General features: G+C 55.4%; 14 protein-coding genes and 1 pseudogene. 1 reads left to right on the top strand and 14 read right to left on the bottom strand.

All coding sequences use genetic code 11. The features are described from left to right. Positions 1 to 128 precede the first annotated feature (128 nt). Positions 129 to 294, top strand: a pseudogene (locus ACRQ1B_RS15380) (transposase); the annotation flags it as partial. Positions 295 to 634: 340 nt separating this feature from the next. Here the strand turns inward: ACRQ1B_RS15380 and ACRQ1B_RS15375 are convergent. The 14 genes from ACRQ1B_RS15375 to ACRQ1B_RS15310 form a co-directional block, all read right to left on the bottom strand. Next, positions 635 to 832 carry a hypothetical protein gene (locus ACRQ1B_RS15375; RefSeq protein ID WP_432294584.1) on the bottom strand — a complete coding sequence of 66 codons (198 nt, stop codon included), beginning with the start codon at positions 830 to 832 and terminating at the stop codon, positions 635 to 637. 147 nt (positions 833 to 979) lie between these two features. Beyond that, positions 980 to 1942, bottom strand: coding sequence for an acyltransferase (locus ACRQ1B_RS15370; RefSeq protein ID WP_432294583.1), 963 nt, complete (start codon positions 1940 to 1942; stop codon positions 980 to 982). A gap of 587 nt (positions 1943 to 2529) precedes the next feature. Continuing rightward, the gene (locus tag ACRQ1B_RS15365) at positions 2530 to 3246 is read right to left on the bottom strand and encodes a transaldolase (protein ID WP_432294582.1); all 717 of its coding nucleotides are present in this window, start codon (positions 3244 to 3246) and stop codon (positions 2530 to 2532) included. After that, positions 3243 to 3773: a D-glycero-alpha-D-manno-heptose-1,7-bisphosphate 7-phosphatase gene (locus tag ACRQ1B_RS15360; protein ID WP_432294581.1), complete on the bottom strand. Its 531-nt coding sequence runs from the start codon at positions 3771 to 3773 to the stop codon at positions 3243 to 3245. Before ACRQ1B_RS15360 ends, ACRQ1B_RS15365 begins: the two co-directional genes overlap by 4 nt. After that, positions 3774 to 4373: an SIS domain-containing protein gene (locus ACRQ1B_RS15355; protein ID WP_432294580.1), complete on the bottom strand. Its 600-nt coding sequence runs from the start codon at positions 4371 to 4373 to the stop codon at positions 3774 to 3776. After that, the gene (locus ACRQ1B_RS15350) at positions 4370 to 5071 is read right to left on the bottom strand and encodes a nucleotidyltransferase family protein (RefSeq protein ID WP_432294579.1); all 702 of its coding nucleotides are present in this window, start codon (positions 5069 to 5071) and stop codon (positions 4370 to 4372) included. The genes ACRQ1B_RS15355 and ACRQ1B_RS15350 overlap by 4 nt, the downstream gene beginning before the upstream one ends. Next, positions 5071 to 6054, bottom strand: a complete 984-nt coding sequence (locus ACRQ1B_RS15345; protein WP_432294578.1) for a GHMP family kinase ATP-binding protein — start codon at positions 6052 to 6054, stop codon at positions 5071 to 5073. The genes ACRQ1B_RS15350 and ACRQ1B_RS15345 overlap by 1 nt, the downstream gene beginning before the upstream one ends. Continuing rightward, positions 6038 to 7045: a Gfo/Idh/MocA family protein gene (locus ACRQ1B_RS15340; RefSeq protein ID WP_432294576.1), complete on the bottom strand. Its 1008-nt coding sequence runs from the start codon at positions 7043 to 7045 to the stop codon at positions 6038 to 6040. The genes ACRQ1B_RS15345 and ACRQ1B_RS15340 overlap by 17 nt, the downstream gene beginning before the upstream one ends. 154 nt (positions 7046 to 7199) lie before the next feature. Beyond that, entirely contained in the window at positions 7200 to 8075 is an 876-nt protein-coding gene (locus ACRQ1B_RS15335; RefSeq protein WP_432294575.1) for an SDR family NAD(P)-dependent oxidoreductase, read from the bottom strand. Between the two features lie 13 nt (positions 8076 to 8088). Then, positions 8089 to 9372, bottom strand: a complete 1284-nt coding sequence (locus tag ACRQ1B_RS15330) for a UDP-glucose dehydrogenase family protein (protein ID WP_432294574.1) — start codon at positions 9370 to 9372, stop codon at positions 8089 to 8091. A gap of 1 nt (position 9373) precedes the next feature. After that, positions 9374 to 10336, bottom strand: coding sequence for an NAD-dependent epimerase/dehydratase family protein (locus tag ACRQ1B_RS15325; protein WP_432294573.1), 963 nt, complete (start codon positions 10334 to 10336; stop codon positions 9374 to 9376). Further along, positions 10329 to 10730 (bottom strand): GtrA family protein, encoded by a 402-nt coding sequence (locus ACRQ1B_RS15320; RefSeq protein ID WP_432294572.1) that lies wholly within the window; start codon positions 10728 to 10730, stop codon positions 10329 to 10331. The genes ACRQ1B_RS15325 and ACRQ1B_RS15320 overlap by 8 nt, the downstream gene beginning before the upstream one ends. An 11-nt stretch (positions 10731 to 10741) precedes the next feature. After that, positions 10742 to 11482 carry a class I SAM-dependent methyltransferase gene (locus ACRQ1B_RS15315; protein ID WP_432294571.1) on the bottom strand — a complete coding sequence of 247 codons (741 nt, stop codon included), beginning with the start codon at positions 11480 to 11482 and terminating at the stop codon, positions 10742 to 10744. Positions 11483 to 11745: 263 nt separating this feature from the next. Beyond that, the gene (locus ACRQ1B_RS15310) at positions 11746 to 12636 is read right to left on the bottom strand and encodes a class I SAM-dependent DNA methyltransferase (RefSeq protein WP_432294569.1); all 891 of its coding nucleotides are present in this window, start codon (positions 12634 to 12636) and stop codon (positions 11746 to 11748) included. Positions 12637 to 12642 lie beyond the last annotated feature (6 nt).

Below are 12642 nucleotides of genomic sequence, written 5' to 3'. Positions count from 1 at the left end.
GCCGGCGCTCCACAGACGTGATGACTTCAATCGAATGCTTGGTCATAGGACTACTCCTAGTGTTTGCACTAGGACTTCCGATGTTCGCATCAACCTCGCAAGACGGCCCTCACCGGAGGCTTACCCCCTGGGTCTACCGTCAGCGCAATCTCGTGGAACGGTTCTTCAAGCCGCATCAAGCAGATGCGTGGCCTCGCGACGCGATACGACCGACGTGCCGACAACTATCTCGCAGCCATCAAGCTTGCAGCGACGAGGAGATGGATCGCATCAGTTAATGAGTCCGCGTCCTAGTGACCGAACGGATCATAGGCAGCAAAGCGGCTGCCTTTGCCAGACCATCCGGTACGCTTTGTCAGGCGGCTATTCGTCGAAGTCTCATCGATAAAGATCAGCCGCGACAAGGCCTTGTTGAAGAACGGCTTCCGGCGATTGATCTATAGATCACGCGCCTTGGCGATCTCCGGCCTGCGTTGCTCGCTTGCCTTGAGGCTTTTTTTATTGCTCAGCCCAAGCCGGTGCAGAAACCGGCCAACTGTCGCGCGGAGGACTTCGATCCCGTTTCGGCAAGTTCGATACACAGTTCGTCCATGGTCACTTCGCCGTGCGGGGAGCCACGCGCTCGCGGATTCATTCACCATGGGTCGAGTGCTGCCAGGCGGATGGCCTTGTCGGGCAGGCGAAGAGAACCGTATGACCGGTGCAGGATCATCATGTTATTGACGCACCGAGGCGAAACGCGGAAATGCCGTGCGGCTTCTCGGTTACTGTTGCCTTCATCCACAAACGCAACGACACGCTCACGCAACTCGATTGGATGCGGCTTGCCCATGGCACGTCCCCCTCCGTGGGCAAAGTGAATCACAGATTATGCAAAACGGGGATCCCGAATCTTGTTAACTGCGACACGCTTTAGCCACGCGAATGCACCAACTATCTCACAAATGCAGGTTGTGCCTCCCTTAAAGGTGGAAAGGCTTTAAGCAATCCATTTCCCATAAGGAATATGTCTCAATCCTGTAGCAATGGCCCAAGCTGCCAGAAGAGGTACAGCAGATACAAGCAGGAACGAGAGTCTGTCTCTTCCCAACTGCTCTAGGCAAAAATGTAAGATGAGCGGGTGTAGTCCAAAAATTCCGAGCGAGGCCGCGCTGATGTTTCGAACTACAGGAGCACCAAATTGCACCTTTTCGCCCAGATAACGAAGCAAATAGAAGCTTGCGAACGACATGACCACAACGATGCTAGCGTTATAGCCGTAATAACGTTGATCAAGCCCTCCGGCGGGCAAGCTTACCCGGTTGGTGAGGTACGCTGTCAGAACAACCCCGGCAGAAAATACAATCCCCGCCAACAACGCGGATGAACGTGACAATTTTACCTGACCGACGAAGAACCCCGCTAAAGCGTAAATCAGGTAGAGCGCGCTACCGGAAACTGTTTCAAATGCATGTCCTAATCCGAAAACCGACATGCCGCCAGCAAATATCAACAGAATCAGACAGTTGATCACAATGCCCATGCCCGGAGTGGCATTCGACGGGCGCACAACTAGAAGCAAACCGGCGACCACCAAATAGGCATAGAAAAACCACAGGTGATAAAACACCGGCACCGTTAACGGATTTGGGATAGACATATTCAGCACAAAATGCAGGAAAATTGCATAAACTAACGTGTAAAATAGTCCGGGAATAGCAGAGCGCATTAGTCTGCCGGTGGAAGATTCTAAAGTGACATCACTATCTCTGGACAGCCACAGGTAGCCACTTAGCATAAAAAACAGCGGGACAGCCGGGCGGGTTGCAGCCTCGAGAAGCGCCGGCATTGTCAGCCATCCGCCAGAAGAATTAACTGGAACAAACGGGCCGGCTGCGTGCAGAATAACCACCATCACGCAAGCCGCCGCTCTAACCACATCGCACCAGTGCAATCGTCCCATGACACCCTTCGCAGCCCTAAAAATTATGAGCAGGCGACACAGTGATAAATCTGAGCACAAATCAAATAAAAACAAACTACAGTTAATTTTGGCTCAGCCAATCCACCTTAGGTGGAGCGCATATTTGGCCGACAAGCCTATCGTCAAGCGACTGTCATCACAGCATTCCAAGTGAGGCGCAAAAGATTGTTGCTTTGCTTGGGGGAGACGTTTAGCGCCCCTTTTCTGTGCGGCCATACAGGTGCTTCACCTTCGCCAGCGATTAGAAAACTTGCTCGCCCATAACAAAGATCGAGCAGAGCCCGCCTGTGCAAAACGAATGGTCATCGTTCCGGTGAGGCTTTAGAAGAAGCCATGCGAAAAACAGAAACTGCCCTAATGGGAAAAACTATTATTTTGTTAAATTATAATACGCTGATGAAGCTTCAATTTTACATCGAGCAATGAAACGTTGTTGGCCGTTCCAGATTTCTTCCACAAAACACAAGGCGATCCGACATCTTATCGGACCGCCTCGTTCGGCCTGCTCACGAATGCCTTAAGCCACTATTGCGTGATGACGGACGCAATAAGCTATGCGGTCAGCCTTAAAGCTTGAACCCGGCGTCGACGGCATCCTTGTAGAACATCTTTACCGTATCCAACGAATAGCTATCGAGGTCGTAACCGACCAGCGACAGCTTCTTGAGGATGTCGTTTGTGACGGTGATGACCTGGCAGCCGATATCGTCGGCCTGGAAGATGTTGAGCAGTTCGCGCGGACTGGCCCAGATCAGTTCGGCAGCCGGTGCCACCTTCAGCATCTCGACGGCAGCCGCCATCAACGGAACAGGGTCGCGTCCGGTATCGGCGATGCGGCCGGCGAATACCGAGACATAGCTCGGCACGTCGGGATCAAGTGCTGCCACCACATCACGAACCTGCGAGAGCGTCATGATCGCGGTGACATTCATCTTCACCTTGCGGGCTGCCAGTTTTTCCACCAGCGCATAGCAGGTTTCCTGCTTGGTGTTGGTGACAGGGATCTTGACGTAAACATTGTCGCCCCAGCTGGCGATTTCCAGCGCCTGCTTTTCCATCTCGGCAAAGTCATCGGAAAACACCTCGAAGGACAGAGGCTTGTCGCCGATCGACTTCAGGATATCTTTGCAGAATGCGGCATAGTCCGTAATGCCGGCCTTCTTCATCAGCGTCGGGTTGGTGGTCAGGCCTTTGATGAAAGGCTTTTCATACATTTCCAGCATGCCGGCCTTGTCTGCGCCGTCAGCGAATATCTTGACCGTCAGGTCTTCAACTTTTTTCATGCTCTTGCTCCCAAAATGATATCCGCGGCCTCGCTCAGGGACGACACGCGGTAATCGACTGTTTCCGGTTGTTTTTCGTCATAGGCATAATCGATAAAGATCGTCCGGCAGCCTGCCCGTTCTCCGGCCTCGGTGTCCCGCCAGCGGTCGCCCACCATGAAGCTTTTTTCCAGATCGATGTCATGTTCGGCCGCTGCCGAAAGGATCGAACCCGGCTTCGGTTTGCGGCAGTCGCAGCCGTCGCCGCTGTCGTGATAACAGGTGCGCACCTCGTCGATCGACAGGGTCGTGTGGAGGAAATCGTTGATTTCCTCCACGGTCTCGCGTTTTGTGGTACCGCGGGCCACATCCGGCTGGTTGGTGACCACGATCAGAAGATAACCGGCCGCCTTCAGTCTTGTCAGCGCATCCGCGACGCCGGGCAGAATTTCCATGCCGGCGAGGTCTTTTGGCGGATACGGTTTTCCTTCGCGCACCACGGCACGGTTTATGACGCCGTCGCGATCGAGGAAGACAGCCTTGGTCATTCAGCGAACCGCCGATTCCCACTTGGTCTGGTTGGCCTTCAGCTTCGGATGCGAGACCAGCAGATGCCAGACGACTGCCTGGAAAGCTTCCGAATGCGGCGTGATCGTTTCGGAATTGACCGTCGGCACAACGACACAAACGTCGGCAACCTGTGCCGTGTAGCCGCCGTCGCGACCGACGACGCCGGTGATCTTGGCGCCGACGGTTTTTGCCAGCTTGAGCGCCTCGACCAGGTTGGGGCTGATGTTCTTTTCGAGATTGCCACCGCCGACCGACAGGATGAACAGGACATCCTTGGCGTTGAGCTTGCTGATCTTCAGCCATTCGGCAAAGATCGTTGACCAGCCCTCGTCATTGGTGCGGGCCGTCAATTCGGAAACATTGTCGGTCGGCGCATAACTTTCGATACCGACAATCTTGCGGAAATCGTTGACCGCGTGCGAGGCATTGCCGGCGCTGCCGCCGACGCCAAGGAAGAAGATACGGCCACCCTCGGCCTTCACCGTGGCCAGAAGATCAGCCATGCCCTCGATGGCGGCCACATCGAGCTTGTCGATGATTTCCGATGCTTCTTTCAAATGCTGTGCAGCATATGTCATGATTTACGTCCCTCTGTGAGATAGGTTTCCGTTTCTTTCAGGCCACCATGCGATCCGATCTCATAGAACCGTTCATTGGCCTCAAATCCCGCGAGTTGCGCCGCAACCGACAGGTCGTGATAGAGATCGGCCAAGTCGAACACCTCGTCCGGCCAGTCGGCGATCGACCGGGCCTGCAGAATGCCTAGTCCGTAATCGATGAAATGCATGTCCGGCGTTGGCTGGCGCTTGTTATATTCAACCAGCACACCGTCGATATACCGGACATTGCTCTTGTCCCAGCGGTCGCCATTGTCCAGAACCGTCATCAGGCCGGCCTTGCCGCTCTGGTGATAGGCATTCTCGACCGCCGCGAAATCGATCGGCAGAAAGGAATCGCCGTAGAGAACAAAAAAGGCGTCCCCCAGAAGCGGCAGCGCCTGGCGCAATGCGCCTCCGGTCCCCAGGAGTTTGGGCCCGTCGGCGACATAAAGCACTTCGAGACCGAATGCCGATCCGTCACCGACCGCTTCCTCGATCATCTCGCCAAGATAACCGATGCACAGCACGACCCGGCGGATGCCCTGTGCGTGCAGATATTCCAGCTGATGGAAAATGAAAGGCCGCCCGGCCACCTCGACAAGCGCCTTGGGGATCGTCTCTGTAATCGGGCGCAGCCTGGTTGCCAGGCCGCCTGCGAGGATGGCAACCGTCAGCATCAGGAGCTCAACACCACTTTTGTGCCTTCGAAATCGAATCGGAAGCGAACTTCCTCCAGTCCGGCGGCCGCCATGGTCTGACGCAGTTTCGTGCGATCGTGGGCGAGGAACATCAGGAAACCGCCGCCACCTGCACCGACAAGCTTGCCGCCGACAGCACCATTCTTCATGCCGAGCTCGTACCACTCGTCGATCTTGGGATTGCTCATCCCACCCGAGCGGCGTTTCTTGTGTTCCCAATGTTCGTGCATGAGTTCGCCGAACAGCCGCGTATTGCCGCCTTCCAGTGCGTCGCGGCTGCGATAGCCCAGATCCTTCACGTAATGAAGGTTGTTGAGCATGTCGACATCCTGCTTCTGCGACTTGACCTGCTGATCTTTGAGAATGCCGCTGGCACTGCGGGAAAAGCCGGTGAAGAACAGGAGAAGGTTGTCTTCCAGATCGAACATCGTGTCCATGGAAAGACCAAGCGGCTTGGCGGTGACCTTGTCATCCTTGTGGAAGGTGAAGCAGGTAACGCCACCAACGGCCGCGATATACTGGTCCTGCTTGCCGATCGGCTCGCCCAGGCGATCGATTTCGATATGGCAGGCAAGCTCGGCGAGCTCTTCCTGATGAAGATGGCGCTTGCGGTGCGTGTAAAGCGCCTTCAGCAGCGCGGTCGTGAAACTGCCGGATGAGCCCAGCCCTGTGCCGGCCGGAATATCGGCAAGCGTGGTGATTTCAACCTGCGGCGTATTGAAGCCGATCATCTGCAATGACTCGCGGATGATCGGGTGTTTTACCTCGGAAATCTTTTCGACATGTTCCAGATGCGAATATTTCAGGTAGATGCCTTCGGTAAACGGCCGCATCACCGTCACATAAACGTATTTGTCGATCGCCGCAGAAACCAGAAAACCCTCGTGGTCGCGGTAATAGGACGGCAAATCCGTGCCACCGCCGCCGAGGGTGATGCGCAGGGGACTACGCGCTATGATCATAACCGGACTCCTGATAGATTTTTTCGATGATCTTGAGCGCCTCGAAGGCGTCTTTCAGCCCGGCTGCCGGGCGACGGTCGAGGGCGATATCGTCGAAGAACTCCGCGAGTTCGACTTCCCATGAATTGTCGGCCATCGGATATTCCCAGGAATAGGTTTCCGGCGGCCCCATCTGCGGCAGCATCTTGTAATAGGTCAGTTTCTCGACACCATAACTTCCGCCGAGGCCGGAAATTTCAAGCTTGCCGTCGCGACCGTAGATTTCCATGGAAAACAGGTTCTTCCATTCGGTGCAAGACACGTGCAGGAAGGCAGCCTTCTGATCCTCGGTCTTCAGAAGCATGAAACCGTTGTCATCGACGGGCATATCCCAATAATAGGTATGGGCAAAACCGCTTGTGCTGGTGAATTCGCCGAGAAACCAGCGAGACAGGTCGATGAGATGCGGCCCCTGGTCGATCAACTCGCCGCCGCCCGAAAGCTGTGGGCTGGCGCGCCATTCACGGTCGTAACCCGGGCGGCCGCCGTGCCCGTAGCGGGCGCGGATGAACATCATCTCGCCCAGCACACCGCTATCGGCGATCTCCTTGGCTTTCTGCAGGGCGCGGTGATAGCGATGGCTGAAACCGACATGGACCTTGACGCCAGTTTCCTCGGCAGCGGCAATCACCGGCAACAGTTCGGCTGACGTTCGGGCTGCCGGCTTTTCGACCAGAACATGTTTGCCGGCGCGCACGGCCGCAAGGCTGATCTCGGCAAGAGAATCGTGCAGTGTGGCAATGACCACGACATCGACCGTGTCCAACTTCAGAACGTCCTGCCAATCGGCAAAGAATGGCGCATCGGCCAATGCCGCCAGATTTTTGGCGCGCGCTATATCCTTGTCAGCACAGGCGACAAGATGTCCCCCGGCACCCAAAGCCTTAGCGCGCTTTTGACCAATAAGGCCACAGCCGATAATGGCCACTCCAAAGCGCTTATCTGCCTTCACCTAAAACCCCTCATCCAATACATCAATTCATAGCTGTGCCGAAGCAAAGCGTGCAAGCCGTTGTTTGGTCGACACCCTTGTTTTGCAGCAGTTTTAAGCCGTCTGAAAAAATCGGCGCGCCAAAACAGCTTGTGGCGGCATCAGGTTGTCCGCTTTATTTGTCGCCCCAGGCCATATCTCGGTCGCGGCCGGCAATCCGGCGCAATGTGTAGGCATCCGATCTCGAAAGTTCGTCGCGATGTGCGGGCCATTGTTCCCAATTGTCCCAGATCGCGCTTATCAGCTTGCCGGAAATACCATCACTCTTTGCAGAAGCAAGGAAGACCGCCAAGCCGGCGCCGGCATCCAGTGGCGCACCACCACCCTCTTTCTGCCTCAAGGATTTATCGTAGAAGGATTGACCGACCTTTTCCGGCCCGGCTTCAAGGATCTCATCCAGCATGCGGGTGTTGAGCGCGCCGGGGGCAATGCAGTTGACGTCGATGCCAAGCCCGCGAACCTCTTCGGCGAGTGTCTCGGCAAATCGAACGATCGCAGCCTTGGACGTGGCGTAGGCGCTGATACGCGGCAGTGGATTGGTGGCGCCGCCGCCCGACAACTGGATGATCTTGCCGTAGCCACGGGCTTTGAAATGACCAAGCACGGCGCGGCTCATCATCACCGATCCAAAGACGTTGATCTCCATGGCCCGGATCCAGTCCGACCAGTCAATATCCTCGATATCGCCCTTTGGGCCGTAGACGCCGGCATTGTTCACGAGAATATCGCAGCCGCCGAGTTCGGCCAAGGTGGCCGCTACGACAGCCTCAACGTCCTCTTGCTTCGACACATCGGCCGATTGCGAGATGATTTTCTGCCCCTGCGCGGTATTGGCACGAAGATCCGCTGCAGCTTGCGAAAGAAGCTCCTCATTGCGGGCACACACCATCAGGCTGGCGCCTTCTGCGGCATAAGCCTTGGCAATTTCGAAACCGAGGCCCTGATTAGCTCCGGTGATGATGGCAATCCTGCCAGCCAGTTGTCCGCTCAAAATGGAACCTCTTTTATTTCTGCCGGCTGCCGACAGCGATATATTTCAGACCTCTGGCAGCCGCCTGGGCAGCAAGAAACCGGTTGGCGTCGATTACCGTCAGCGCCGCTTCCGGCAGCTTTTCGATTTCGCTCCGATATTCGGGCCACTCCGTTCCGACCACCAGAATGCTGGCCCGGGCAGCGGCATCACTGGCCGTGTCATGACGCTGAACCTTGCCCTGCCAGTGATCCGGCAGTGCCACTACCGCAGGATCGTGAACGTGCAGTGACACACCCTGTGATATAAGCCAGTCGCACAGCTCGACCGACTGCGAGCGACGAAGCGTGCTGGTGCCGGGTTTGTAGGTAAGTCCCCAGACCGCAACACTGACACCTTTCGGATCGCCGGCCAGGTCGATGATCTTCCGGCGTACCCAGGTCTTGTGCTGATCGTTGCTGACCTTGACGGAAGAGAGCAAGGGTGTCGCGATACCGGTATTACGGCTGGCCGCTTCAAGAAATAGGATGTCCCTTGCCAGCGTGCCGCCGGCGAACGGCCCACCCGGCCCCAGATAGGCTTTTGGCCCGATCCGCATTTCCGTCTTCAGCCCGCGCTCTACTTCCTTGGCGTCGGCACCAACCATTTCGCAAATGGCGGCGATCTCGTTGGCGAAGGTGACTGACGTCGCGAGGAAGGAATTGATGGCATGCTTGGTCATTTCAGCCGATTCAACGCCCATCCATTCCAGCCTGTCGGTAATGGGCAGAAGCGCGGCGCGCAGCCGTTCCTTGGTGAACTCATCGCGAACGCCGATAACGATCCGATCCGGCTGTAGAAACACCTTGAGTGCCCCACCGAGGCGCAGATTTTCCGGACTGCAGGCAAAATGGATATCAGGGCGACCAAGATCTGCAGCAACCTTTTCCAGTGCCGCGATTGAGCCGACCGGCATCTGCGATGAGATCAACACAACAGCATCGGATGCAAGCTGCGACAGGCTGGCCGTCACCCGCGCCATGACAAATCCGACATCCGCCCGGTCGTCCTCGTCGACCGGGGTGTCGTATGCGATCCACAACAACTCGGCGCCGGGCAGAGCCACAGCCGGATCTGTGGTGAAAGACAGGGTGCCGCCAGCAAGGCCAGCGGACAGGAGATCGTCCAGCCCCGGCTCTAGAAGCGGCGCCTTGCCCTTGGCAAGGCCGACGACCGTGGCCTCATCCTCGTCGAAACCCGTCACCTGATGGCCTACCGATGCAAGGCAGGCGGCGGTGACGGAACCCAGATGCCAGAGGCCTTGAACGGTGATGCGCATGTCAGTCCCTCGCCTCAAAAACCCATTCATTCGACTTGAGATATTCGACCGTCTTGAGAACACCTTCGCGGATCGAATATTTCGGCTTCCAGCCCAGCGCCTGGATGCGCTTCGTTTCCAGGAAGATGAAGGGGTTGTCGCCGATCCAGCCGCGATCTCCACCGCTATATTCGAGCGTCGGCGTCACGCCAAGGCTTTCGCAGATCCAGCCGATCGAATCGTTGACTTCGCAATAGCCGTCGACACCGAGATTGAAGATGTTGACCTTGCCGTCCGCCTTTTCCATGGCCAGAAGCATGGCGTCGATGCAGTCCTGCACGTACAGATAAGACTTGCGCTGCTTGCCGTTCCCGAGAACTGGCAGACGGCTGGGGTCGGCCATCAGCTTGTGATAAAAATCGAAGACGTGGCCATGCGTATAGCGTTCACCAAGGATCGACACGAAGCGGAAGATGCAGGCCTGAAAACCAAACCCTTCGCAATAGGCAGAAATCAACCCTTCACCGGCAGCCTTTGAAGCGCCATAAAGCGATGTCTGGATCGGGAACGGACCATCTTCAGGGGTCGGCACGACCGGCGCCTCACCATAAACCGAGCCGGTAGAGGAAAAGGCGATCTTGGTGATGCCATTGGCACGCATCGCCTCCAGCACATTATAGGTCGCGATAGTGTTCTGCTCGAGATCCTTCCGCGGATGCTCGGTGCCGAAGCGCACATCGGCGTTGGCGGCAAGATGGAATACCGCTTCGCCACCCTTGAATGCCGCGTTCAGGGCATCCGTATCGAGCAAGTCGATTTCCGCAAGTGTAAAATTGGGGTTGGCAAGGGCGCCTTCGAGAAAGCGGCGCTGGCCTGTCGAGAAATTATCGACACCGATCACGGCATGGCCATCCGCCAAAAGGCGATCCACCAGATTGCTACCGATAAAACCGGCACAACCCGTTACAACAACTGTCTTAACCACGTCGGATTCCACCTCGTTGAAATACCCAGAATTTCGTCATGCCGTACCCAATGACAAGTGTCGCCGCAATCGCCAATCCCGCGCCGACATAAGTGGGATACCTGAGATAATCGACGAGACAATAGACGGTGACGGCGGTCACCAGATAATTGAGAGCCACAACCGTGAGATATCGGGCCACCTGGCCCGATACATTTCCCTTCACAGTCCGGAACGTGAAAAGTTTGCTCGAGAAGAAATGAAAAACAACTGACGTGATGTAGGCCATACTCACGGGAACAACACCATGAAGGCCGAAAATTTCCACAAAAACCAGAACAAGGCCAAAATAAATAAATGCGGTAGCGCCCCCTACAACCACATACCGCATGAATTCAGTAGAAAAAATTTTCAATTGCCAATTCTCTATTCACGATATCGCTTTGGCACGAACACCGCGCCGATACACAGGTTGACAGCCTTCACCTTTAACGGAAGCGGAAAATAAGTCGAGGTTTTGAGGTCGAAATAGCGTGTAATCTCCTCAAATATCTCGTCGGGAAGATTGACGTGTTCACGCTCAATGAACCAGCGATAGCTCTGCTTGTAACGGTTTTCGAATATCCGCTGTGCGGAGATGCGGCGTGCCAGTGAGTAGGCAAGGCTGCCCTCGCACGGAATAACGATGGCAAGTTCACCTTTTTGCTTGTCGCACAGGCGATACATTTCACGGACCGCGTCCGGCAAATTCGGCAGATGTTCCAGTACATGGATCGCAAGAATACGGTCGAAATGACCATCTTCGAATCCCATGCGCTTCTGGCAGTCCCCGACAACAGCCTGAATGTCCGGGAATTTGCGATGCAGCTCATCGATCATATTGACGCGAATATCGACGGCCACGTAATTTTGCTTCTGCTCTTCGTCGAGTTCCTCGTATTTCATATGCTCGCCGCTGCCAGCGCCGATTTCGAGTGTACGACGGAAGTTTTGCGGCGCGTGATTCACCACATACGTATGATTGAATTCGTCGACGACGCCGAAGTTCTGCGGCAGCACATCATGCCAATGCTTAACGAAGTCATCACTTATGATTTCCTGCTCAGGCGTGAGCGTCGGAAATTCTTTCGGCCATTTGGAAACAGAGTGCTGCCCATACACCATCATGCCCTCCCACGTCGAGAAAAGGTTGAATTAGCGCCGCTCCATAAATCCTATGGCGCGCATTTCTCGCAACATAGTTGACAACTATTTTCTAATGCAACCATGAATCCATAAAAATGTGTTAACAACGGTTGCATTCGATTTTTTTAATACAATTTCAACGGTGTATTTTAGATGTACCTTGATCGGAGTACGAAAAAGCCGCCCCTGTTCAAAACTGAGGCGGCTGACTTAACCGTTTTTGAATATCAAAAGGCTTTACAAACTCACCGCGGCGACACGCCTTCAGGCTTTACTGCGGTCATGGTCACACGAATGCCAAAAGGCAAAGACATCCGTGACAGATATTGCGTCTCAAGACGCATCAAGGCCGACATCAGCCAGCTTTTCTTCGTTGATGCTGCCTGCTGCGCCACAACTTCCGACTTTGCCTTCTTGGTAAACCACTTGTCCTTCAGCTTTACCAAGGCAAATGCCGGGAAAATAATAAAACCAAGGTGAGACTTTCCGGCGATATGGAAACCAACACCTTTTAATTTCCCTTCCAGTTCAGCGCTCGTATAACGCCGGAAATGGTTGAGTTGGACATCGTAGGGGCCAAACAGGGAGGGGCCGGCGGGCACTTCGACAACGAGAACGCCGCCGGGAGACAGAAGCTCAAACGCCTTCTGCATGGCGAGGACATCGTCGCCAATATGCTCGAAAACATTCAACATAACGATGGCATCGACAGACTGCGGCGGCAAGGGGCACTGGAGAAGATCAAACCGGATGAGCGGAATATCCGTCAGTTCTCCGGCAAGCTTCAGCAGCGGCGCCTTGACCACATCGGCGCCGATGAGGAAATCCTGGCCCAGCCGCTTACGCAGATCCTTCAGCAGAAAGCCGGAGGAACAACCGATATCCATGATGACGGCAGTGGATTTCGGTTTGTGAGCTTCGACCTGCTCGATGGCGTGGTTTCGCGATGCGACGTCAATGGGATGCTGGTCCCCGGCAGCCTCTTCGTGAAGCTGCGTGAGATCATCGGACCAGCCCTCGAAATTCTCGCTGTATTCCAGAACCGGTACCGTTTCCGATCCGATCGTAAAACCGGCACCGTTCCAGACCGGCTCGGCGGTGTGGCCACGCGGAATGGGAAGCTTGAATGGGAACACGACGTG

Origin of the sequence: Endobacterium panacihumi (assembly GCF_050847465.1) — a bacterium.
Lineage (GTDB): Bacteria > Pseudomonadota > Alphaproteobacteria > Rhizobiales > Rhizobiaceae > Neorhizobium > Neorhizobium panacihumi.
Note: the sequence above shows the minus strand (reverse complement) of the source record. Positions and strands in the feature narration are given on the sequence as shown.